This is a genomic window from Streptomyces sp. YPW6, from assembly GCF_018866325.1.
Lineage (GTDB): Bacteria > Actinomycetota > Actinomycetes > Streptomycetales > Streptomycetaceae > Streptomyces.
On record NZ_CP076457.1, the window covers coordinates 3,835,639 to 3,858,335 of the forward strand.

Here is a 22,697-nt window from a genome sequence, read left to right on the forward strand (position 1 = left end):
CCCACCGCGTGTGCCGTGGCGCCGTGCTGTGGCCATACGCTGGACGGGTGAGCCACGAAGCCGCCGGGGTGCCGACCACCCGGAACGATGAAGACCGGCAGGACAACGTCCCTCAGGACGGCGACGACGTCCAGGACGTCCACGACGTCCGGCAGGGCGAGGCCGGGGACGCCGCCGGGCCCGAGGACCCCGACGAGCGCCCCGAGGCCCGGCTGGCACGGGCCGTGCAGGTCGCCGAGCAGGCGTTGATCGAGTTCGAGATCGCGGTGGAGACCTTCCGGGTGGAGGTCGAGAACTTCTCCCGGCTGCACCACCAGAAGCTCGGTCCGATGTACGCGCGTCTCGACGAGCTGGACGCGCTGATCGCGGAGGCGCGGGCGGCCAGGACCGGGGACCCGGAGGACGAGCGCAAGGCGCGTGAGGCGCGGGCGGTCGTCATGCCGATGCCCGGGGTCGACGAGCTGTTCCACGACTGGATGGACACCGACGGGCTGTCCCCCGAGGCCGCGGCCATGCTCACCGACCAGCCGGTCCGCCCGCCGAAGCGGGTCAGGCCGAGCGAGGAGGCCCGCAGGCTCTACCGGGAGCTGGCCCGCCGGGCACACCCGGACCTCGCCCAGGACGAGGTGGAGCGGCAGCGCCGGGACGAGTTCATCGCCCGGGTGAACGGCGCCTACGGCCGCGGCGACGTCGAGCTGCTCAAGGAACTCGTGGCGGAGTGGGACGCAGGCCCGGTGCAGCCGCCGGCCCCGCTGAGCGAGAGCGAGGAGCTCTACGCCCGGCTGGAGTGGCTCAGCCGGCGCAAGGAGCTGCTGACGGTGCTCGCCAAGGAGCTGGAGGACGGCGCGATCGGCTCGATGCTGCGGATGGCCCCGGACGACCCGGACCAGCTGCTGGAGGACATCGCGGAGCAGCTGCTGGGCGAGGTGTCCCGGCGTGAGGCCGAGCTTGCGGAGATGGTCCGGTAGCCGCCGGGCGGGTGCAGTAGCGTTCCGGAAGACTCCTCCGCGAGTGGACGACTCTTCCGCGTATGTACGAGAGAAGGCATGACCCATGAATTTCGCCCCGCTGCCCTCGGTGGACGCCGCGGCGGTGCCGTCGGACGGCTTCGTCCTGGACGTCCGTGAGAACGACGAGTGGGCGGCCGGTCACGTCGAGGGTGCTCTGCACATTCCGATGAGCGACTTCACGGGCCGGTTCGGCGAGCTGACCGAGGCGGCCGAGGACGGTCGGCGCGTGCATGTGATGTGCCGGGTGGGCGGCCGGTCGGCCCAGGTCACCCAGTACCTGGTCCAGCAGGGCATCGACGCGGTCAACATCGACGGCGGCATGCATGCCTGGGACGGCGCTGGCCGTCCGATGGTCACGGACAACGGGACGCCCGCCTTCGTCCTCTGAGCCTTGCGGGGCCTTGTGGAGCCCTGCATGCCTCGCTGGGGCCGGGGGGTCGGGCCTTGCGGGGTCGAGGTCGGTCCTGCGAGGGCGGTCGGGCCGGTTCGGGTGCGGACCTCGGTTCGGGGCCGGGGCTCGGTCTGCCGGACCCGAGGTGCCCGGTCCGGTGTCAGCCGAGTGGGTGGGCGGCCAGCAGGTCTCCCAGCGCCTCCTCGTGGGCCGCTGCCGGGCCGAGGGAGAGTTCGATCTGCTTCGCCCAGGCGTGGTAGCGGTGCAGCGGGTAATCGGTGTCCGCGCCGAAGCCGCCGTGCAGGTGCTGTGCGGTCTGCACGACGCGGCGTACCCCGTCGGAGGCCCAGATCTTCGCCACGGCGACATCACCCGCCGCCGGGAGCGGGCCCCCGGAGCCGGTGGAGATCCGCCAGGCCGCCTGCCAGAGGGTCGCCTCCATCGCCCGTAGATCGATGTACCGGTCGGCGGCCTGGACCGCCACCGCCTGGAACGTCGCTACCGGAAACCCGAACTGCTCGCGCTTGCCGGTGTAATCGGCGGTCATCGCCAGCACCCGCTCGCCCAGCCCGAGCGCCAGGGCGCACGTCCCCGTGGTGAGCAGGGACCGCAGCCAGTCCCAGCAGCCCGCAGCCGCGATCAGCTCGCGTGATTCCACGCGCACCGCCTCCAGCCGTACCTCGGCCAGGCGCTCACCGTTCGTGGAGACCTGATCCGCCAGGGTGACGCCGTCGCGGGTGCGGGGCACGAGGGCCAGGACCGGGCGGCCCCCCGCGGTGTGTGCGGGCACGGCGATCCAGTCGGCCACCTGGGCCCACGGGACCGCGGTCTGCACCCCGTCGAGCACCCAGCCGGAGGCCCCGCCGTCCGGACCGTCGTCCCTTCCGTCGCCGTCGCCGTCTTCGTCTCCGTAAGGCCGTGCGGAGACGGCGAGTTCGGCCGGGTCGTGGCCGGTGCGTCCGTTGGCGCCGACGGTCAGGATCAGCTCACCCCGGCCCGCCCGGGGCAGCAGTTCCGCCGCGAGGGCGCGATCGCCGTACCGCTGGAGGGCCGTCGCCACCGCACAGCTCTCCAGCAAGGGAACTCTGGCCAGCACCCTGGCCGACTCCCGCAGGACCAGGCAGAGCGCGATCGGGTCCAGTCCCGCGCCCCCGTGGTCCGGCGAGAGTGTGAGCCCGAGCAGATCCGTGCGCGCCAGCTCGTGCCACAGCCGCCGGTCGATGTCCTCCGCCACGGCACCCCGGGTCAGGGACGGGCTGGGTGCGCGGTCGGGTGTGACATCTGAGAAGACAGCCCTGGCCGCCTCCACAGCAGCCTGCTGTTCCTCGGTGAAGGTGAAGTCCACTGTCCGAGCCTCCCGTTGACCCTCAGCTAGCTGACGGGTCGTCAAGATAGGGCAGGTTCCACGGGAAGGGAACAGTGCGGCGGAGGCAGCGGCAGACTCCCTCCTCAGCGGTCGAAGTCCAGCTCCACCTCCTGTGTGAGCGGATGCGACTGGCAGGCCAACACGAATCCCGCCTCCGTCTCCTCCGGTTCCAGGGCGAAGTTGCGGTCCATCCGGACCTCGCCCGAGACGAGGAACGCCCGGCAGGTCCCGCAGACCCCGCCCTTGCACGCGTAGGGAGCGTCCGAGCGGCTCCGCAGCACCGCCTCCAGCAGGGATTCCGCGTTCTCCACGGGCCAGCTGCCCGAGCGGCCGTGGAGGGTGGCGGTCAGCACGGAGTCGGAGGGGGCGGCGACCTTGGCCACCGTCACATCGGCAGGTCCCTCGTCGACGTGGAAGATCTCCTGGTGGACCCGGGAGCGGTCGACGCCGAGCGCCTTCAGAGCCTGCTCCGCGCCCCGTACGAGGCCGAGCGGGCCGCACAGGAACCAGCCGTCGACCTCGTCGACGGGGAGCACGGCCGGCAGCAGACCCGTGAGGCGTTCGGCGTCCAGCCGTCCGGAGGGGAGTCCGGCCGACTGCTCCTCCCGGGAGAGCGCGGTGACCAGCTGGAAGCGGTCCGGATAGCGGTCCTTGAGGTCGGCCACCTCGTCGAGGAACATCGTCGAGGCCGCCGTGCGGTCGCTGCGGATCAGGCAGAAGGCGGCCGTCGGCTCCCGGTCGAGCAGGGTGGCCGCCATCGACAGCACCGGGGTGATGCCGCTGCCGCCCACCACTGCCGCGAACAGGCCCGGACGCGGCTGCAGGACGAACCGCCCCATCGGAGGCATGGCCTCCACCTGGTCCCCCACGGCCAGTTCCTTCAGGGCGTACGTGGAGAACGCCCCGCCCTCGACCATGCGGATGCCCACCCGCAGCACCGGTTCGCCGGGCTGCTCGGTGGCCGGTGCGCAGATCGAGTACGACCGGCGGACCTCCTGGCCGTCCACCGTGTAGCGCACGTTCAGATGCTGGCCGGGGATGTGGCGGAAAGTCTCGCGCAGCTCGGTCGGCACGGAGAGGGTCACGGCCACCGCGTCGTCCGTGATCCGTTCGATCGCGCTGACCCGGAGCGGATGGAACATCTACAACTCCTTGAAGTGGTCGAACGGTTCACGGCAGGCGACGCAGCGGCGCAGGGCCTTGCACGCCGTGGAGGAGAACCGGCTGAGCAGCTCCGTCTCCGTGGACCCGCAGTGCGGGCAGCGCACCGAGAGCGTCAGGGGCACGGGACCGCCGTCGGTGCTGTGGGCACGCGGCGGCGCTATGCCGAACTCCGCGAGCTTGCGGCGTCCTTCGGCGCTGATGTCGTCCGTCGACCAGGCCGGTGCCAGGACCGTCACCACGGAGACCTCCGGCACGCCGTGATCGTGCAGCACCCGCTCGATGTCGGCGGACATCGCCTCGATTGCCGGGCAGCCGGTGTACGTCGGGGTGAGCCGCACGGTCACCCGGCCCGGCCCCTCCACGTGAACATCCCGCAGGACGCCCAGCTCGGCCAGGGTCAGCACCGGGAGCTCGGGGTCGGGCACCGCGCCGGCCAGCTCGCGCAGCTCTGCCTCCAGCAGGGTGCCGGTCACCATGACGCCCCCGGGTGACTGCGGTGCAGGTGCTGCATCTCGGCGATCATGCGGCCGAACGGTTCGGTGTGCAGGCCCTGCCGGCCCGCGCCCGCCGCCCAGCCCCCGGTCTGCGGGCCCGAGGGGAGATCCAGCGTGGCGCGCTCGACGACGTCGGTGACGGCGGCGAGCCAGCTGCTCTGGAGTGCCTGCCGGTCGACACCGGACTCCGGGGAATCGAGCCCTTCGACCGGCTGGAACATCTCACCGGTGAACCGCCACAGCGCGTCCAGCCCGCTCTGCATCCGGCGGTGGCTCTCCTCCGTGCCGTCCCCGAGCCTCAGGACCCACTGCTCGGCGTGGTCACGGTGGTAGGCCACCTCCTTCACGGCCTTGGCCGCCAGACCGGCGAACTCGCTCTCACCGGCAGCCAGTCGCTCGTACAGCAGGTGCTGATACACCGAGAAGTAGAGCTGCCGGGCGATGGTGTGGGCGAAGTCCCCGTTCGGCTGCTCGACCAGCTGGAGGTTGCGGAAGGCGCGCTCCTCGCGGAGGTAGGCCAGCTCGTCCTCGTCGCCGACGAGCGAGAGCAGCACCCGTGCCTGCCCCAGCAGGTCCAGGGCGATGTTGGCGAGCGCCACCTCCTCCTCCAGGACAGGGGCGTGACCGGCCCACTCCCCCAGCCGGTGCGAGAGCACCAGCGCGTCGTCGCCGAGGGCGAGTGCGGCGCTCACAGGTGCTTCACCCCGTCCGGGATCTCGTAGAACGTCGGGTGGCGGTAGGGCTTGTCGCCGGCCGGCTCGAAGAAGGAGTCCTTCTCGTCGGGGGAGGAGGCGGTGATCGCGGTGGACGGGATCACCCAGATCGAGACGCCCTCCGAGCGGCGGGTGTAGAGGTCGCGGGCGTTGCGCAGGGCCATCTCGGCGTCCGGCGCGTGCAGGCTGCCCGCGTGGGTGTGGGACAGTCCGCGCCGTGAGCGCACGAACACCTCCCACAGGGGCCAGTCGGTCGAGTTGCTCATCCCGTCTCCTCCACATGCTGCGCGGACGCGCTGGTCTGTGCCGATGCCGGTGTCCGGGGCGATGTCCGGGCCGGGGCGTGCTTGGTGGCGTACGCGGCCGCCGCGTCCCGTACCCAGGCGCCCTCCTCGTGGGCCCGGCGCCGTTGGGCGATCCGCTGTTCGTTGCAGGGGCCGTTGCCCTTGAGGACCTCCTGGAACTCCGACCAGTCGATCGCGCCGAAGTCGTGGCCGCCCAGCTCCTCGTTCCACCGGATGTCGGGGTCCGGGAGCTCCAGGCCCAGCGCCTCGGCCTGGGGCACGCAGATGTCGACGAAGCGCCGGCGCAGCTCGTCGTTGGAGTGCCGCTTGATCTTCCACGCCATGGACTGCTCGGAGTGCGACGAGGCGTCGTCGGGCGGGCCGAACATCATCAAGGAGGGCCACCACCAGCGGTTCACCGCGTCCTGGGCCATCGCGTGCTGGGCCTCGGTGCCACGGCTGAGGGCGAGCAGCAGCTCGTACCCCTGGCGCTGGTGGAAGGACTCCTCCTTGCAGATGCGGACCATCGCGCGGGCGTAGGGGCCGTAGGAGCAGCGGCAGAGCGGCACCTGGTTGGTGATCGCCGCGCCGTCCACCAGCCAGCCGATCGCGCCGACGTCGGCCCAGGTCAGCGTGGGGTAGTTGAAGATCGACGAATAGCGCTGGCGGCCCGCGTGGAGCTTGTCGAGCAGCTCCTCGCGGCTGGTGCCCAGGGTCTCGGCGGCGCTGTAGAGATACAGGCCGTGCCCTGCCTCGTCCTGCACCTTGGCCATGAGGATCGCCTTGCGGCGCAGCGACGGCGCGCGGGTGATCCAGTTGGCCTCGGGCTGCATGCCGATGATCTCCGAGTGGGCGTGCTGGGCCATCTGGCGGATGAGCGTCGCCCGGTAGGCGTCCGGCATCCAGTCACGCGGCTCGATCCGCTCGTCCGCCGCCACAGCCGCGTCGAAGGCCGCGAGATGCCCCGCAGCCGCGGCGTCCGTTACGTCCGTCGCACCCGTCGAGCCCGTTCCGCCCGCCGTGCTCGCCGTGCCGAGCGTCTTCTGCGTCGTCTGGTCCGCAGTCACTGCCGCCATCCCGGGCTCCCTACCGACCGATCGTTCGGTTCCTTGACTTCAATGGTGAGTCGGAGGCCCGTAGGGTGTCAACCCTGTGGATAACTGAGTGGTGATCGACGGTGATCGGGGCGGGATGGATTCGGACCACGACAGGAGCTCTGCGGGCGGGGGGAAGGACGCCTGGCCGCAGGCGTCGAACCGGCCGGCGGAGGCGCCCGGCACCTCCGAAGCCCCAGCGCCGGACCACGCGGCCGCCACGCCCCCGTGGCCGGTGCCGTCGCGGGATTCCTCGGCCACCGGCCGGGGCATGGCCGGGCTGTCGCTCCCCTACCAGGTGGTCGCGGCCCTCGCGCTGTCCCTCATCGGGCTGCTCGCCTGCACGCACGTGGCCATGGTGTTCCTGCACGTCGCCCCGTCCAACACCCTGACCAAGGAGCACGGGAAGACGGTCGACCGCTGGATCTACCCGGAGTTCGAGCAGAACTGGAAGCTCTTCGCGCCCAATCCGCTCCAGCAGAACGTCGCCGTCCATGTGCGGGCCGAAGTGGTCGACGCCGCCGACGGCCGCCGCACCACCCGGTGGATGAACCTGACCCATGAGGATGCCAAGGGGATACGCGGCAACCTCTTCCCCAGCCATGTGCACCAGAACGAGCTCCGGCGGGGCTGGGACTTCTACGTCAACTCCCACGACAGCGAGAACCGCCCCAACGGCCTGCGCGGGGAGCTCTCCGAGCGGTACGTGCGGCGCATCGCGATGCTGAGGCTGAGCGAGCGGGACTACGGCGGCACGATCGAGCGCATCCAGCTGCGCTCCGCCACCAGTTCGGTCGCCCCGCCCCCGTGGAGCACCGAGAAGATCAGCACCCGCCCCGCCTACCGCGTACTCCCGTGGTGGACCGTGACCTCCGACGATCTTCCCGAGCACGCGGCGGAAGAGCGCCGCGACGCGGCGCGTGCGGAGGCGAACCAGTGACCACCCCCTCGCCCCGGACGCCACAGAACCTGACGCCACAGAACCCGGCCCCGCAGAACCCGGCCCCGCAGAACCCGGCCCCGCAGGACTTGGCCCCGCAGCCGAGCGGGCCGCCGCCGGCCGGGCCCCAGCCGAGCGGGCCACGGACCCCGGGTTCCGGCGGCCCCGCCGGTGGTCCGGCCCGCGGCCTTCAGCGTGTCACCGCCTCAGCCCTCGGCCCGTACCAGAGCGCTGTCGTCCGGATCGGTTTCGCCGCCACCTACCTCTTCTTCCTGCTGCGCGAGCTGCCGCACCGCCATGAGCTGTACGGTCCGGACAGCCCCTGGCACTGGGACCTGGCACGCCGGCTCACGGACGGCAACGAGGCCTTCTCGGTCCTGATGTGGACCGACAGCACGCTCTGGTTCGAGTCGGTCTACGTCCTCACGCTGCTGTCCGCGGCGGCGCTGATGGTCGGCTGGCGGACCCGGACCATGTCCGTCCTCTTCATGGTCGGCGTGCTCTCGCTGCAGAACCGCAGCATCTTCATGGGCGACGGCGGCGACAACGTCGTCCACCTCATGGCGATCTACCTGGTGCTGACGCGCTGCGCCCAGGTCTGGTCGCTGGATGCCCGGCGTGCGGCGCGCAACGCCCAGCGTGCCGCCGAAGGTCTGCCGCCCCTCCGGGACATCGCGGGCCCGGCGCTCTGGGCAGTCCTCGGCCCCGTTCTCGCGACGGCCACCCTGATGGGCGGGCTCGGCGGCACCTGGTGGCTGCGGACGCTGCTGTGGGTCCTCTGGCTCTCCGCCGCCGCCTGGTGGGCGGTGAACCGGTACGCGCCGCGGAGCGAGCCCCGCACCCTGCTCGACGTGCTGGCCAATCTCACGCACAACGCCGCGCTCGCCGTGATCATGGCCGAGGTCTGCCTGATCTACGCGACGGCCGGCTGGTACAAGATCCAGGGCTCGCGCTGGCAGGACGGCACCGCGCTCTACTACCCGCTCAACCTCGACTACTTCACTCCGTGGCCGGCCCTGTCGGACATCCTGGGCGCGAGCGGGCTGATGGTGATGGTGCTGACGTACGGCACGGTCATCGTCCAGGTCGCCTTCCCGTTCACGCTGTTCAACCGGCGGGTGAAGAACGTCCTGCTGGTCGTGATGATCTGCGAGCATGCGGGGATCGCCCTGCTGCTCGGACTGCCCTTCTTCTCCATGGCGATGATCGCGGCCGACGCGGTGTTCCTGCCGACGGCCTTCCTCGTGTGGCTGGGCGGCCGGGCCACGATCGGCAGGCGGCTGCTGCTCTCCCGGCTGCCCAGCCGGTCCCGTACGCCGGGGAGCCCTGGGGCGCCCGCCCGCGCGGACGGTCCGGACGACGGGCCGGCGGACGGCCCGGCCCGGGGCGGTCACGGCGGTACGGACGAGCCCCGGCTCCAGGGCGGCGGCGGGGGCCATACGCTCGTCGGGTGAGCAGTGAGACCGGCAGAACCCAAGAAACCCCCGCTGAACCCGTCCAGTACGACGACGGCTACGCCCAGCCGATCGGTGTCGGACCGCACCCGCTGCCCTGGCCCGAGGACGAGCGGTACGACCCCGAGCTGCTGGCCCAGGGCGACCGGCGCAACGTCGGTGACGCGTACCGCTACTGGAAGCGGGAGGCGATCGTCGCCGATCTCGACCTGCGGCGGCACGACTTCCACGTGGCCGTGGAGAACTGGACCCACGACTTCAACATCGGCTCGGTGGTCCGGACCGCCAACGCCTTCCTGGCCAAGGAGATCCACATCGTGGGCCGGCGGCGCTGGAACCGGCGCGGCGCCATGGTCACCGACCGCTACCAGCATGTGCGCCACCACCCCGACACGGCGGACCTGACCGCCTGGGCGGCGGCCGAGGGGCTGCCGGTCATCGGGATCGACAACCTCCCCGGCGCCGTACCGCTGGAGCGCACCGAGCTGCCGCGCCGCTGCGTCCTGCTGTTCGGGCAGGAAGGGCCCGGCCTCACCGAGGAGGCGCGGGAGCACGCCACGGCGGTGTGCTCCATCGCGCAGTTCGGCTCGACCCGGTCCATCAACGCCGGAGCCGCCGCGGCCATCGCGATGCACGCGTGGATCCAGCGCTACGCCGACATCCCGGACCCGCGGGAGACCCGCTAGTCACGCCTGGCGGCGGACCTCCACCACGCGGAAGCGGTTGGCGACGAAGGCCGCGTCGCACAGGGCCGCGTTGGCCGCCGGGTTGCCGCCGGAGCCGTGGAAGTCGGAGAAGGCGGCGGTCTGGTTGACGTACACCCCGCCGGTCAGGTTCAGCGAGAGCTGGGCGGACTCGTCCAGGCAGACGTCCTCGACCGCGCGCTCCACCTCGGGGGAGGTGGTGTACGCACCGACCGTCATGGCGCCCTTCTCGCGGATCGTGCGGCGGAGGAGGTCCAGTGCGGCGGACGTCGACTCGACGGCGACGGCGAAGGACACCGGTCCGAAGCACTCCGAGAAGTAGGCCGCGCCGTCGTCGGGCTTGGTGCCGTCGAGCTTCACGACGACCGGCGTACGGACGACCGCGTCGGGGAACTCGGCGTTGGCGACCGTACGCGAGGGCAGGGCGACCTCCCCCAGCTCTCCCGCCGCCTCCACCCGGCCCTTGACGTCGGGGTTCACCAGGGCGCCCAGCAGGGCGGACGCGCGGGCGTCGTCGCCGAGCAGTCCCGTGACGGCGGCCGAGAGGTCGGCGACCACGTCGTCGTAGGACTTGGCGCCGTCGTCGGTGGTGATGCCGTCCCGGGGGATCAGCAGATTCTGCGGGGTGGTGCACATCTGGCCGCTGTACAGCGAGAGGGAGAACGCCAGGTTGGCCAGCATGCCCCGGTAGTCGTCGGTGGAGTCGACGACGATCGTGTTGACGCCGGCCTTCTCCGTGTAGACCTGTGCCTGGCGGGCGTTCTCCTCCAGCCAGTCGCCGAACGCGGACGAGCCCGTGTAGTCGATGATCCGGATCTCGGGGCGGACCGCCAGAGCCTTGGCGATGCCCTCGCCGGGCCGCTCGGCGGCCAGCGCCACCAGATTCGGGTCGAAGCCCGCCTCTCCCAGGACCTCGCGGGCGATCGAGACCGTGAGCGCCAGCGGCAGCACCGCGCGCGGGTGCGGCTTGACCAGCACCGGGTTGCCCGTGGCGAGCGAGGCGAAGAGGCCGGGATAGCCGTTCCACGTGGGGAACGTGTTGCAGCCGATGACCAGTGCGACGCCGCGGCCGGACGTGATGAACGACTTGTGCAGCTTCAGCGGGTCGCGCTTGCCCTGCGGCTTCGACCAGTCGGCGCTCTCAGGGGTGCGTACCTGCTCCTGGTAGGCGTACGCCACGGCCTCCAGGCCGCGGTCCTGGGCGTGCGGGCCGCCCGCCTGGAACGCCATCATGAAGGCCTGACCGCTCGTGTGCATCACGGCGTGGGCCAGCTCGTGGGTGCGGGCGCTGATCCGCGCGAGAATCTCCAGGCAGACCAGGGCCCGGACCTCCGGTCCCGCCGCCCGCCAGGCGGCCGTACCGGCCTTCATCGCGGGCAGCAGGACGTCCGGGTCGACGTGCGGATACTCGATGCCGAGCTCCGGACCGTACGGCGAGATCTCGCCGCCGACCCAGCCGTCGGCGCCCGGCTGGCCCAGGTCGAGCCGGGTGCCCAGCAGCGCGTCGAAGGCGGCCTTGCCCTCGGCCGCACCGAGGCTGCCCGGGGCGCCGCCCTCGCCGTACGCCTTCGGGTGCTCGGGGTGCGGGGACCAGTAGGCGCGGGTACGGATCACGTCCAGGGCCTGGTCGAGCGTGGGCCGGTGGGTCTCGGACAGCTGCTGGGGGGTGAGCGCGGAGGCCATGGCGGACCAACTCCTCATCGAGCCGGGCGGGGACGTGCGGACGGAGTTAGAGTAACCGAACGATCGGTCGGGACAAGGGGCACCGGGAAACCTGTGGACAACTTCGATGGTCCCCGCCTGTGCGGGGCTGATCCCTCATGGGGGAGGATCGCGGACATGACCACGGCCAAGCGGGACACGTACACACCGGAGACCCTGCTCACCGTCGCCGTCCGTGTCTTCAACGAGCGCGGCTACGACGGCACGTCCATGGAGCACCTCTCCCGGGCGGCGGGTATCTCGAAATCCTCGATCTACCACCATGTGGCGGGCAAGGAGGAGCTGTTGCGCCGGGCCGTGAGCCGGGCGCTCGACGGGCTCTTCGCGGTCCTCGACGAGCCGGGGGCGCAGCGCGGGCGCGCGGTCGAGCGGGTCGAGTACGTCACGCGCCGGACCGTCGACGTGCTGATGGCGGAGGTCCCCTACGTCACTCTGCTGCTGCGGGTGCGCGGAAACACGAAGACGGAACGCTGGGCGCTGGAGCGGCGCCGGGAGTTCGACCAGCGGGTGGCGGAGCTGCTCCAGGCCGCGGTGGCCGAGGGCGACCTCCGGGCGGACGTGGACATACGGCTGGCGACCCGGCTGCTGTTCGGCATGGTGAACTCGCTGGTCGAGTGGTACCGGCCGCAGCCCGGCGGCTTCCCCGGGGAGGAACAGCTCGCGGACACGGTCGTCCAGCTGGCTTTCGAGGGATTGCGGGCCGGCGGCGCCCGCTGAGCCCGTCGGGCCGTCCGGCTTCACTGCAGGGGCTGTCCGGCTTCCGTGCGGGTGCCGTCCGGCTTCCGTGCCCGGCCCGGTGGCCTTGACCGGGCCGGCCCCGGTCAGGTGAGTTCGGCCGACCGGTCCGGGAGCGGTCCCAGGTCCGTCTCCTCGAACACCAGCAGCGTGCGCGTCGAGAGCACCTCGGGGATGGACTGGATCCGGGTGAGCACCAGCTCGCGCAGCGCCCGGTTGTCCGGCGTGTGCACCAGCAGCAGTACGTCGAAGTCACCGCTGACCAGGGCGATGTGCGTGGCCCCGGGGAGCGCCTGGAGCTGCTCGCGCACGGTCCGCCAGGAGTTCTGCACGATCTTCAGCGTGATGTACGCGGACGCCCCCTGGCCGGCCCGCTCGTGGTCGACGCGGGCGCCGAAGCCGCGGATCACGCCGTCCTCGACGAGCCGGTTGATCCGGGCGTAGGCATTGGCCCGTGAGACGTGGACCCGCTCGGCCACGGACCGTATCGAGGCGCGGCCGTCCGTCTGGAGGATCCGCAGGATGTCGCGGTCGATGGCGTCCAGCGGCCGCGCGGGGGCTGCCGGGGGAGGCTCCGGTGCCGAGCCCGCGGGGGCGGCGGCCGACGGTGGCGCGGTGGGCGGGGTCCGGTCCTGCTCCTCGGCCCTGTCGGCCATTTGTTCAGCTGCCATCGGCCCGCGCCTCCCTGTCGTGGACGACCTGTACCCATCCCAGGCTGTGGAGAACCGTTTGTCCACAGGCTGGTGGCACCTGTAGCCAAAATGCGCTTGCGACCGAACAATCGGTAGGTGAGGCACGCCACACCCGTGCCTCGTCCAGCCCTCGACGTCCCGCGCCCGATCGACACCCATCGACACCCTCGACACCGCCGATCGGTACCCGTCGACACCCCTCGACACCGCGATCGACACCCCCGATACCGCCGATCGACACCCTTCGATCTCCCTCGATGCCAGGAGGTGCTTCTCATGACGGTCCAAGAGCTGCCCGGCGCGGCCGCCTACCGGCCCACGCCGCCCCCGGCCTGGAAGCCGATCACCGACCCCGCCCCGCTGCTCCCGGACCCGGAGCCCTACCGGGTGCTCGGTACGGACGCGGTCGCCGACGTCGACCCCGAGCTGCTGCTCCGGCTCCACACGGAGCTGGTGCGCGGCCGTCGCTACAACGCCCAGGCCACCGCGCTGACGAAGCAGGGACGGCTGGCCGTCTACCCGTCGAGCACCGGCCAGGAGGCATGCGAGATCGCCGCCGCCCTGGTGCTGGAGGAGCGCGACTGGCTGTTCCCCAGCTACCGCGACACGCTCGCGGCCGTCGCGCGCGGCCTGGACCCGGTCGAGGCGCTGACCCTGCTGCGCGGCGACCGGCACACCGGTTACGACCCGCGCGAGCACCGCATCGCCCCGCTGTGCACCCCGCTCGCCACACAGCTGCCGCACGCTGTCGGGCTGGCGCACGCCGCCCGGCTCAAGGGCGACGACGTGGTGGCGCTCGCCATGGTCGGGGACGGCGGCACCAGCGAGGGCGACTTCCACGAGGCGCTGAACTTCGCGGCCGTCTGGAAGGCCCCGGTCGTCTTCTTCGTCCAGAACAACGGCTTCGCGATCTCCGTGCCGCTGGCCAAGCAGACCGCCGCCCCCTCCCTGGCGCACAAGGCCGTCGGGTACGGGATGCCGGGCCGTCTGGTCGACGGCAACGACGCGGCCGCGGTGCACCAGGTGCTGAGCGAGGCCGTGGCGCGGGCCCGCCGCGGCGAGGGGCCCACGCTGGTCGAGGCGGTCACCTATCGCATGGAGGCCCACACCAACGCCGACGACGCCACGCGCTACCGGGTCGACAGCGAGGTCGAGGCGTGGAAGGCGCACGACCCCGTGCGGCTGCTGGAGCGTGAGCTGACGGAGCGCGGGCTGCTGGACGACGCGGGCGTCGAGCAGGCGAAGCAGGCCGCCGAACACATGGCGGCCGCCCTGCGCGACCGGATGAACGCGGATCCGGAGCTGGCCCCGATGGACCTCTTCACCCATGTGTACGCCCAGCAGACGAGTCAGCTCCGGGAGCAGGCGGCCGCCCTGCGCGCCGAGCTGGACGCCGAGCAGGACCACGACGAGCACGGCCCGGAGGCAGGACGATGACCACCGTGGCAGTGACGGCCGACGGCCGCCCCGTGAAGGCGAAACCGGCCACGATGGCGCAGGCGCTGGGGCGCGCGCTCCGTGACTCGATGGCCGAGGACCCCACCGTCCATGTGCTCGGTGAGGACGTGGGCACGCTCGGCGGGGTCTTCCGGATCACCGACGGGCTGGCGAAGGAGTTCGGTGACGACCGCTGCACCGACACCCCGCTGGCCGAGGCGGGCATCCTCGGAGCGGCCGTCGGCATGGCGATGTACGGGCTGCGGCCCGTGGTGGAGATGCAGTTCGACGCGTTCGCCTACCCGGCGTTCGAGCAGCTGCTGAGCCATGTCGCCAAGATGCGCAACCGCACCGGCGGGGCCATGCCGCTCCCGATCACCGTGCGGGTGCCGTACGGCGGCGGGATCGGCGGGGTGGAGCACCACAGCGACTCCTCCGAGGCGTACTACATGGCCACCCCCGGCCTGCACGTCGTCACGCCCGCCACGGTCGACGACGCGTACGGGCTGCTGAGGGAGTCGATCGCCTCGGACGACCCGGTGGTCTTCCTGGAGCCGAAGCGGCTGTACTGGTCCAAGGCCGACTGGTCGCCCGATGCCCCCGCCGCGGTCGAGCCGATCGGCAAGGCCGTGGTGCGCCGACCCGGACGCAGCGCCACCCTGATCACGTACGGGCCCTCCCTGCCGGTCTGCATGGAGGCCGCCGAAGCGGCGCTCGCCGAGGGCTGGGATCTCGAAGTGCTGGACCTGCGCTCGCTGGTGCCGTTCGACGACGAGACGGTGGCCGCGTCGGTGCGCCGCACCGGGCGGGCGGTCGTCGTGCACGAGTCCCCCGCCTTCGGCGGGCCCGGCGGCGAGATCGCGGCCCGGATCACCGAGCGGTGCTTCCACCATCTGGAGGCTCCGGTGCTGCGGGTCGCCGGGTTCGACATCCCCTACCCGCCGCCCATGCTGGAGCGGCACCATCTGCCGGGAGTGGACCGGGTGCTCGACGCGGTGGCCCGGTTGCAGTGGGAGGCGGACAGCTGATGGCCCAGGTGCTCGAATTCAAGCTGCCCGACCTCGGCGAGGGGCTGACCGAGGCCGAGATCGTCCGCTGGCTGGTGGAGGTCGGCGATGTCGTCGCCATCGACCAGCCCGTCGTCGAGGTCGAGACGGCCAAGGCCATGGTGGAGGTGCCCTGCCCCTACGGGGGCGTGGTGACCGCACGGTTCGGCGACGAGGGCACGGAACTGCCCGTCGGCGCGCCGCTGCTGACGGTCGCCGTCGGAGCACCGGACGGAGAGGTCTCCTCCCCGTCCTCCTCTTCCGCCGCCCCGTCGGCCTCCTCGTCCTCCGGCTCCGACACGGACCCCGGTTCGGGCACGGAGTCCTCGGGCGGCTCGGGGAACGTGCTCGTGGGGTACGGGACCGGCGCACCGGCCGCCCGCCGCCGGCGCGTTCGCCCGGTCCGGCCCGACCGGGTGGTGGCCGATCCCCCGGTCTCCGGCGCTCCGGTGGCCGGGACGCCGGTGGCCGAGGTCCTGGTCGCCGAAGCCCCGGTGTCCGAGGGGCCCGTGCCGGTGGTCTCTCCGCTGGTACGGCGGTTGGCCCGGCAGAACGACATCGATCTGCGACGGCTGGCGGGTTCGGGCCCCCACGGGCTGATCCTGCGCGCCGATGTCGACCGTGCGATCCGGGCGGCGGAGGAGACCACGACGGCGGCACCCGCTGCCCAGCCGCAGGCCCAGGCGCCGGCGGCAGCCGTGGCCGCGGCTCCGAACGGCGTGGCCGCCGCTGCGGACGCCGAGCGGATTCCGCTGCGCGGGGTGCGTGGAGCGGTCGCCGACAAGCTGTCGCGCAGCCGGACCGAGATCCCCGACGCCACGTGCTGGGTCGACGCCGACGCCACCGAGCTGATGGCGGTCAGGGCCGCGATGAACGCCGCCACGGGCCCGTCCGCCGGGCCCAAGGTGTCGGTCCTGGCCCTGCTGGCGAGGATCTGCACGGCGGCGCTGGCCCGGTTCCCCGAGCTCAACGCCACCGTGGACACGGAGGCCCGGGAGATCGTCCGGCTGCCCGGCGTGCACCTCGGGTTCGCCGCCCAGACCGAGCGGGGCCTCGTCGTCCCGGTCGTCCGGGACGCGCACACCCGGAACGCCGAGTCGGTCGGGGCCGAGATCGCCCGGCTGACCGAGCTGGCGCGCACCGGGAAGCTCAGCCCGGCGCAGCTGACCGGGGGCACGTTCACGCTGAACAACTACGGGGTGTTCGGGGTCGACGGTTCCACGCCGATCATCAACCACCCGGAGGCGGCGATGCTCGGTGTGGGCCGGATCATGCCCAAACCCTGGGTGCACCAGGGAGAACTGGCCGTACGTCAGGTGGTCCAGCTGTCGCTCACCTTCGACCACCGCGTGTGCGACGGCGGAACGGCGGGCGGCTTCCTGAGATATGTGGCGGACTGCGTGGAGCAGCCGGCGGTCCTCCTGCGCACGCTGTAGGCGCGGAGGCGCGGAGGCGCGGCCTGGGCTCGCGGAGGCGCGGGCTCGCGGGTGCGGGGCCTGGGGGCAGGGCGTGGGGCAGTGGCGCCTGCGGTCTCCTGCGCAGCGCCTGCCACGCCGCCGCCGGGGTGGCTGGTCCACCGGCCACCCCGGCGGCGTCCTCGCTCGGGGACGCCACCCATACTCGACGTATGACCGCCTACGACGTGATCGTCCTTGCCGGAGGGGCCGCGAAGCGGCTCGGCGGCGCTGACAAGCCAGGAGTCCGGGTAGGCGGCCGGTCGCTGCTCGACCGGGTCCTCGCAGCATGCGACGGAGCGGCTCGCAGCGTCGTGGTGGGCGACCGCCGCGCGACCGTCCGACCGGTTGCCTGGACCCGGGAAGTGCCGCAGGGCGGAGGCCCGTTGGCGGCCCTGGGCGCAGGGCTGCGGCTGACGACGGCGGACCGTGTCCTCGTGCTCTCCGCCGACCTGCCTTTCCTCGGCCGGGCCACGGTCGACACGCTGCTCGCCGCCGCCGGACAGCCCGGCCGCGAAGGCGCCCTGTGCATCGACCCCGACGGGCGCGACCAGCCGCTCGTGGCCGTGTACCGCGCCGAACCGCTCCGCAGGGAGCTGGCGCTGATCGCCACCGAGTACGGGAGCCTCGCCGGTCTGCCGCTCCGGATTCTGACGGCCGAGCTGGATCTCGCCCGGATCGAGGCAGGTCCTGACGCCGCGTTCGACTGCGACACTTGGGACGACATCGCTGCCGCCCGAGCCCGGATCAGGGAGCATGGGGCCGTGCTGGACGAATGGATCACCTCGGTCAAGAACGAACTGGGAATCGAACTCGACGTCGACACCGATGTCCTGCTCGACCTCGCCCGTGACGCCGCGCACGGGGTCGCCCGGCCCGCGGCCCCGCTCACGACCTTCCTGGTCGGGTACGCGGCAGCCAGGGCGAGCGCCGGTGCGGGCCCCGACGAGGCCGCTGCGGCGGTCGCGGAAGCCGCGCGGAAGGCGACCGCCCTCGCCCTGCGCTGGGAAGCGGAGGCGGCGGGTCAGGGCGGCGATGCGACGGGCGGGGCGAAGCCCGACGTGGGCCGCGAGGGGACCGGGACACCGTGACCGGCTCCGAGGGACCGCACCGGGAACCCGGCGGCGACGCCCGTGCCGTCGGGTCCGCGAGCGAACGTGCACGCGAGGACGAGGAACGGGCCGTCGAGCAGGCACTCGCCCTGGTCGGCGGGTCGGGCCGCCTCGACCGGTCCGGAGGGGCGGGCGGGCGTCCGAACCGCGGCCAGGACTCCCGGGGCCACCGAGGCACCCGGGCCGAGGACGGGAGAGCCGACCACAGCGGTGGCAGTTCCCCGTACGACGGCGGCAGCGGCAGCAACGCCCCGTACGACGGGCGCAGCGCCGACCGTGCCCCGTACGACGGTTGCAGTGCCGACAGCGCCCCACACGACAGCCACAGCGCCCCACGCGACGGCCGGGACGGCCGCAGCGACCCGGGCGAGAGCCGGAGCAGCGCCGGCACCCCCTACGACGGCCCCGGTGGCGCCCCGCGCGACGCCCGCGATGACGACTCGTACAACGGCCGCGGTGACGACCCGTACGACGGTTCTCCCGCTCCTCCCGCCCCGGCCGCCGGCGCGGCGCCCGGCAGCGGGTGGTCGCCCCTCCTCGATCAGGCCGCCCCCGGCGACCCCGCGAAGCGCCTGCCCGCGCCCCCCTCCTGGGACCGGGCGCGCTCGGTTGCGGCCAGGGCGGGGCGGGGCGGTCCGCCCGCGACGATCCGGTTGCCGCTCGACCGTGCGCTGGGTCATGTGCTGGCCGAGGCGCTCGGTGCGCTCACCGATCTGCCGTCCTTCGACACCTCGGCCATGGACGGCTGGGCGGTCGCCGGTCCGGGCCCCTGGGCGTTCGAGGCCGGGGCGGGCCTTCTCGCCGGACGCGGCGCGACCGCCGTGCTGCCCGACGGCACCGCCGTACGGATCGCCACCGGCGCCCGTGTACCGCCCGACACCACGGCGGTCATCCGCAGCGAGCACGCCCACGCCGACGAGGCCAGGGGGCTGCTGCACGCCCGGCGACCCGTGGTCACCGGGCAGGACATCCGGCCCCGGGGGCAGGAATGCCGCTCGGGCGAGCAGCTCGTCCCGGCCGGCACGCTCGTCACCCCGGCGGTGCTCGGCCTCGCCGCGGCCGCCGGGTACGACGCGCTGCCCGTCGTGCCCCGTCCGCGCGTCGACATCCTCGTGCTCGGCGACGAACTGCTCAACGCCGGTCTGCCGCACGACGGGCTGATCCGGGACGCCCTCGGCCCGATGCTCGGCCCCTGGCTCCGGGCCCACGGAGCCGAGGTCTCCAGTCCCCGCCGGCTTGGTGACGACGCCGGGGCGCTGCGTTCCGCCCTCGCCTCCTCCGACGCCGATCTGATCGTCACCACCGGGGGCACCGCCGCCGGTCCGGTCGACCATGTGCACCCGGTCCTCGACGCCCTCGGGGCCGAACTGCTCGTGGACGGGGTCGCGGTCCGCCCCGGCCACCCGATGCTGCTGGCCCGGCTGTCGTCCGACGGGCCGTATCTCGTCGGGCTGCCCGGCAATCCGCTCGCGGCCGTATCGGGTCTGCTGACGCTCGCTGAGCCGCTGCTCGCGGGCATCGCGGGCCGCCCCGCACAGGATCCGTACCGGGCGCTCGTCCATGCCGAGGTGCCCGGCCATCCGCAGGACACCCGCCTCGTCCCCGTGGTCCACCGACCGGGCCTGGCGGGCGGCCGGGACCATGTCGCGCCGCTCCGCTACAACGGGCCCGCGATGCTCCGGGGCATCGCCGCGGCGGACGGACTGGCCGTGGTGCCACCGGGCGGGGTACGGTCCGGCACCGAGGTGGAGATTCTTGATCTCCCATGGGCCCCGGCGACGCCGTGGACGGAAGGGTGTTTCACGTGAAACTTCCCGGCCACGATGCGATGGCCAGGCGAGCGGACGAACTGGTCGTACCGACGCGGGTGATGCTCCCCCGTCGGGTGGCCGTCGGTCCGGCGCGCCAGGTCGCCAAGCGCCTGTTGATGGCGTTGCTCGTGCTGGCCGCGACCGTGCTGATCGTCTGGCTCGACCGCAGCGGTTACAGCGACAACGCGGACGGCAAGGTCGACCTGCTGGACGCGGTCTACTACGCGACGGTCACCCTCTCCACCACCGGGTACGGGGACATCACCCCGTCCAGCGACGGGGCGCGGCTGATCAATGTGGTGCTCGTGACACCGCTGCGCGTGATGTTCCTGATCATCCTGGTCGGTACCACCCTCGAAGTCCTCACGGAGCGGACCCGGGAGGACTTCCGGCTGAAGCGTTGGAGAGCCAACTTGCGTGACCACACCGTCGTCGTCGGCTTCGGTACGAAGGGCCGCTCGGCCATTCTGACCCTCTGTGCCACCGGCCTGTCGAAGGAGCAGATCGTCGTCGTCGACCCGGCATCGAAGGTGGTCGAGGCCGCCAACGCCGAGGGCTTCACCGGCGTGCTCGGCGACGCGACCCGCAGCGATGTGCTGCTGCGTGCCGAACTCCAGAAGGCGCGTCAGGTCATCATCGCGACCCAGCGCGACGACACCGCCGTGCTGGTCGCCCTGACCGCACGTCAGCTGAACCGCGGTGCGAAGATCGTGGCGGCGGTCCGCGAGGAGGAGAACGCGCCCCTGCTGCGGCAGTCCGGCGCGGACGCGGTCATCACCAGTGCCAGTGCCGCGGGGCGACTCCTCGGCCTCTCCGTCCTCAGCCCGAGCGCGGGCACGGTGATGGAGGACCTGATCCAGCAGGGCAGCGGGCTCGATCTCGTCGAACGGCCGGTCATAAAGGCCGAGGTGGGCAAGAACGTCCGGGAGACCGAGGACCTGGTCGTCAGTGTGCTGCGCGGACACCGGCTGCTCGGTTACGACGATCCGGCGGCCAGCCCGCTGCAGTTGACGGACCGGGTCATCACCATCGTGCGGGCGAGCTCCGGCTCGGGCGCGGCGCCGAAGAATCCGATGCCTCCGCACCAGCGACCCTGACCCACGAGGTGTCCGCGGAAGCTGATGCCTCCGCGTCAGCCACCTGACCGACGAGGCGTCCGGGAGACCCGGTGCCTCCGGGGCAGCGACCTGACCGACGAGGCGTCCGGGAGGCCCGATGCCTCGGCGTCAGCCACCTGACTGGCGAGGTGTCCGCGGAAGCCGATGCCCCCGCGTCGGCGACCCTGACCCACGAGGCGCCCGGAGAACCCGATGCCCCCGCGTCCGCGACCCTGACCGACGAGGCGTCCGCGCGGGCGAGCGCCACGGGAGTAGCCTCGCCGCCATGCATGCGATCACGATTCCCGAACCCGGTGGCCCCGAGGCGCTCGTATGGGCCGAGGTGCCCGATCCCGTACCCGGTGAAGGCGAGGTCCTCGTCGAGGTCGTCGCCGGAGCCGTGAACCGTGCCGACGTCCTCCAGCGGCAGGGCTTCTACGATCCGCCGCCCGGCGCGTCCCCCTACCCCGGCCTGGAGTGCGCGGGCCGGGTCGCCGCGCTCGGTCCCGGGGTGACCGGATGGGCGGTCGGCGACGCCGTGTGCGCGCTGCTGGCGGGTGGCGGTTACGCGGAGAAGGTCGCCGTTCCGGCCGGGCAGCTCCTTCCCGTACCGGACGGCGTGGACCTGGTGGAAGCCGCGGCACTGCCCGAGGTCACCGCGACGGTGTGGTCCAACGTCTTCATGGTGTCCCATCTCCGCCCCGGCGAGACGTTCCTGGTCCACGGAGGCTCCAGCGGTATCGGCACGATGGCGATCCAGCTGGCGAAGGCGGTGGGGGCCCGGGTCGCCGTGACGGCGGGCAGCCCGCAGAAGCTGGCCCGGTGCGCGGAGCTGGGGGCGGACATCCTCATCAACTACCGCGAGCAGGACTTCGTCGAGGAGGTCCGGGAGAACACCGCCGGAGCGGGGGCCGACGTCATCCTGGACCTGATCGGAGCCAAGTACCTGGATCGGAACGTTCAGGCGCTCGCCGTCAACGGCCGTCTCGCGATCATCGGCCTGCAGGGCGGCGCCAAGGGCGAGCTGAACCTCGGCGCCCTGCTCGCCAAGCGGGGGGCCGTCACCGCGACCTCCCTGCGGGGCCGTCCGCTCCAGGAGAAGGCCGCCATCGTCGCCGCCGTACGCGAGCACGTGTGGCCGCTGATCGGCGACGGGGTGGTCAAGCCGGTGGTGGACCGGGTGGTGCCGATGGCGGACGCCGCCGAGGCGCACCGGGTGCTGGAGTCCAGCGCGCACATCGGCAAGGTGCTGCTGACCGTTCCGTCGGCGGGCTGATCAGGCACGTTCCCGGTCCGGGCGTGGCCCGGACCGGGAACGGACGCGGATCTACAGATACGGGCCCGAACGGATCGGGCCGTGCGGGTCCGGGCCGCCTTCCTCGTCCTCGTGGGCCATACCGGGCGGCAGGGCGCGGCGCATCTGCTCCAGCTGGGCGCGGGCCGCCATCTGCTGGGCGAACAGAGCCGTCTGGATGCCGTGGAAGAGCCCCTCCAGCCAGCCCACGAGCTGAGCCTGGGCGATCCGCAGCTCGGCCTCGGACGGCACCGAGTCCTCGGTGAACGGCAGGGAGAGCCGTTCCAGCTCCTCGACCAGCTCGGGCGCCAGGCCGTCCTCCAGCTCCTTCACGGAGCCGGCGTGGATCTCCTTCAGCCTGACCCGGCTCGCCTCGTCGAGAGGCGCCGCCCTGACCTCCTCCAGAAGCTGCTTGATCATGCTGCCGATGCGCATGACCTTCGCGGGCTGTTCCACCATCTCCGTCACCGGGACCTCGCGCGACTCGTCGTCACTGGCACCGCCGCCGATAGCCATTCCGTCCTGGCCCACGACAAGGACCTGCGGGTGCTCCTGCGACCGGTCATTCCTCGGCATTTCCATGCCGCCATTGTCTCGCACACATGCCGTACACCACGGTGGTGCCCCCGAAAACGGAAGATCCACCGTCTTCGGAGGCACCGGAACCCTTCCGTGAGGCCCGG

The 22,697-nt window shown here is 72.5% G+C and carries 22 protein-coding genes; 13 read left to right on the top strand and 9 right to left on the bottom strand.

Going from position 1 to position 22,697, the window contains the following annotated elements; all coding sequences use genetic code 11:
- The first annotated feature begins 47 nt into the window (after positions 1 to 47).
- Both KME66_RS17055 and KME66_RS17060 read left to right on the top strand, forming a co-directional pair.
- Positions 48 to 968 carry a hypothetical protein gene (locus tag KME66_RS17055; protein WP_216323393.1) on the top strand — a complete coding sequence of 307 codons (921 nt, stop codon included), beginning with the start codon at positions 48 to 50 and terminating at the stop codon, positions 966 to 968.
- An 85-nt stretch (positions 969 to 1,053) separates the two neighbouring features.
- The gene (locus tag KME66_RS17060) at positions 1,054 to 1,398 is read left to right on the top strand and encodes a rhodanese-like domain-containing protein (protein ID WP_073222859.1); all 345 of its coding nucleotides are present in this window, start codon (positions 1,054 to 1,056) and stop codon (positions 1,396 to 1,398) included.
- A gap of 163 nt (positions 1,399 to 1,561) precedes the next feature.
- On the opposite strand, the gene KME66_RS17065 is transcribed toward KME66_RS17060, so the two are convergent.
- From KME66_RS17065 to paaA, 6 genes are all read right to left on the bottom strand, one after another.
- Positions 1,562 to 2,746, bottom strand: coding sequence for an acyl-CoA dehydrogenase family protein (locus KME66_RS17065; RefSeq protein WP_216323397.1), 1,185 nt, complete (start codon positions 2,744 to 2,746; stop codon positions 1,562 to 1,564).
- A gap of 104 nt (positions 2,747 to 2,850) precedes the next feature.
- Positions 2,851 to 3,909 carry a 2Fe-2S iron-sulfur cluster-binding protein gene (locus tag KME66_RS17070; RefSeq protein ID WP_216323400.1) on the bottom strand — a complete coding sequence of 353 codons (1,059 nt, stop codon included), beginning with the start codon at positions 3,907 to 3,909 and terminating at the stop codon, positions 2,851 to 2,853.
- Positions 3,910 to 4,407 carry a 1,2-phenylacetyl-CoA epoxidase subunit PaaD gene (gene paaD / locus KME66_RS17075; protein WP_073222853.1) on the bottom strand — a complete coding sequence of 166 codons (498 nt, stop codon included), beginning with the start codon at positions 4,405 to 4,407 and terminating at the stop codon, positions 3,910 to 3,912.
- Positions 4,401 to 5,117, bottom strand: coding sequence for a 1,2-phenylacetyl-CoA epoxidase subunit PaaC (gene paaC, locus KME66_RS17080; protein ID WP_216323402.1), 717 nt, complete (start codon positions 5,115 to 5,117; stop codon positions 4,401 to 4,403). Before paaC ends, paaD begins: the two co-directional genes overlap by 7 nt.
- A complete protein-coding gene (gene paaB, locus KME66_RS17085) occupies positions 5,114 to 5,404 on the bottom strand; it encodes a 1,2-phenylacetyl-CoA epoxidase subunit PaaB (protein WP_069735737.1) in 291 nt (96 codons plus the stop codon). Before paaB ends, paaC begins: the two co-directional genes overlap by 4 nt.
- Positions 5,401 to 6,498, bottom strand: a complete 1,098-nt coding sequence (gene paaA / locus KME66_RS17090; RefSeq protein WP_216323405.1) for a 1,2-phenylacetyl-CoA epoxidase subunit PaaA — start codon at positions 6,496 to 6,498, stop codon at positions 5,401 to 5,403. Before paaA ends, paaB begins: the two co-directional genes overlap by 4 nt.
- Before the next feature lie 88 nt (positions 6,499 to 6,586).
- Here paaA and KME66_RS17095 point away from each other — a divergent pair, with 88 nt between their 5' ends.
- The 3 genes from KME66_RS17095 to KME66_RS17105 are packed head-to-tail and all read left to right on the top strand — an operon-like array spanning position 6,587 to position 9,596.
- Positions 6,587 to 7,456 carry a DUF5819 family protein gene (locus tag KME66_RS17095; RefSeq protein WP_216323408.1) on the top strand — a complete coding sequence of 290 codons (870 nt, stop codon included), beginning with the start codon at positions 6,587 to 6,589 and terminating at the stop codon, positions 7,454 to 7,456.
- Positions 7,453 to 8,910, top strand: a complete 1,458-nt coding sequence (locus tag KME66_RS17100) for an HTTM domain-containing protein (protein WP_216323411.1) — start codon at positions 7,453 to 7,455, stop codon at positions 8,908 to 8,910. The genes KME66_RS17095 and KME66_RS17100 overlap by 4 nt, the downstream gene beginning before the upstream one ends.
- Positions 8,907 to 9,596 carry a TrmH family RNA methyltransferase gene (locus tag KME66_RS17105; protein WP_216323414.1) on the top strand — a complete coding sequence of 230 codons (690 nt, stop codon included), beginning with the start codon at positions 8,907 to 8,909 and terminating at the stop codon, positions 9,594 to 9,596. The genes KME66_RS17100 and KME66_RS17105 overlap by 4 nt, the downstream gene beginning before the upstream one ends.
- Here KME66_RS17105 and paaN read toward each other — a convergent pair whose 3' ends face one another.
- Positions 9,597 to 11,297, bottom strand: a complete 1,701-nt coding sequence (paaN, locus tag KME66_RS17110) for a phenylacetic acid degradation protein PaaN (RefSeq protein ID WP_073222840.1) — start codon at positions 11,295 to 11,297, stop codon at positions 9,597 to 9,599.
- A gap of 156 nt (positions 11,298 to 11,453) precedes the next feature.
- On the opposite strand from paaN, the gene KME66_RS17115 reads away from it, so the two are divergent.
- On the top strand, positions 11,454 to 12,053 hold the full coding sequence (locus KME66_RS17115; protein WP_073222838.1) for a TetR/AcrR family transcriptional regulator: 600 nt from the start codon (positions 11,454 to 11,456) through the stop codon (positions 12,051 to 12,053).
- 104 nt (positions 12,054 to 12,157) lie between these two features.
- Here KME66_RS17115 and KME66_RS17120 read toward each other — a convergent pair whose 3' ends face one another.
- Complete coding sequence (locus KME66_RS17120; protein ID WP_073222837.1) at positions 12,158 to 12,727, bottom strand: Lrp/AsnC family transcriptional regulator; 570 nt, start codon at positions 12,725 to 12,727, stop codon at positions 12,158 to 12,160.
- A gap of 312 nt (positions 12,728 to 13,039) precedes the next feature.
- Between KME66_RS17120 and pdhA the strand changes: the two genes are divergently transcribed.
- The 7 genes from pdhA (at position 13,040) to KME66_RS17155 (ending at position 21,996) form a co-directional block, all read left to right on the top strand.
- Positions 13,040 to 14,200 (top strand): pyruvate dehydrogenase (acetyl-transferring) E1 component subunit alpha, encoded by a 1,161-nt coding sequence (gene pdhA, locus KME66_RS17125; protein WP_216323417.1) that lies wholly within the window; start codon positions 13,040 to 13,042, stop codon positions 14,198 to 14,200.
- Complete coding sequence (locus tag KME66_RS17130; protein WP_216323420.1) at positions 14,197 to 15,228, top strand: alpha-ketoacid dehydrogenase subunit beta; 1,032 nt, start codon at positions 14,197 to 14,199, stop codon at positions 15,226 to 15,228. Before pdhA ends, KME66_RS17130 begins: the two co-directional genes overlap by 4 nt.
- Complete coding sequence (locus KME66_RS17135; protein WP_216323434.1) at positions 15,228 to 16,682, top strand: dihydrolipoamide acetyltransferase family protein; 1,455 nt, start codon at positions 15,228 to 15,230, stop codon at positions 16,680 to 16,682. Before KME66_RS17130 ends, KME66_RS17135 begins: the two co-directional genes overlap by 1 nt.
- 191 nt (positions 16,683 to 16,873) lie before the next feature.
- Positions 16,874 to 17,791, top strand: coding sequence for a DUF6457 domain-containing protein (locus tag KME66_RS17140; protein WP_216323437.1), 918 nt, complete (start codon positions 16,874 to 16,876; stop codon positions 17,789 to 17,791).
- Positions 17,788 to 19,620 (top strand): molybdopterin molybdotransferase MoeA, encoded by a 1,833-nt coding sequence (locus KME66_RS17145; RefSeq protein ID WP_216323440.1) that lies wholly within the window; start codon positions 17,788 to 17,790, stop codon positions 19,618 to 19,620. Before KME66_RS17140 ends, KME66_RS17145 begins: the two co-directional genes overlap by 4 nt.
- Positions 19,578 to 20,720, top strand: a complete 1,143-nt coding sequence (locus KME66_RS17150; protein WP_073222824.1) for a TrkA family potassium uptake protein — start codon at positions 19,578 to 19,580, stop codon at positions 20,718 to 20,720. The genes KME66_RS17145 and KME66_RS17150 overlap by 43 nt, the downstream gene beginning before the upstream one ends.
- Positions 20,721 to 21,006: 286 nt before the next feature.
- A complete protein-coding gene (locus tag KME66_RS17155; protein WP_216323443.1) occupies positions 21,007 to 21,996 on the top strand; it encodes an NAD(P)H-quinone oxidoreductase in 990 nt (329 codons plus the stop codon).
- Positions 21,997 to 22,047: 51 nt separating this feature from the next.
- Here KME66_RS17155 and KME66_RS17160 read toward each other — a convergent pair whose 3' ends face one another.
- Positions 22,048 to 22,596 (bottom strand): bacterial proteasome activator family protein, encoded by a 549-nt coding sequence (locus KME66_RS17160; protein WP_073222819.1) that lies wholly within the window; start codon positions 22,594 to 22,596, stop codon positions 22,048 to 22,050.
- Between the last annotated feature and the right edge of the window lie 101 nt (positions 22,597 to 22,697).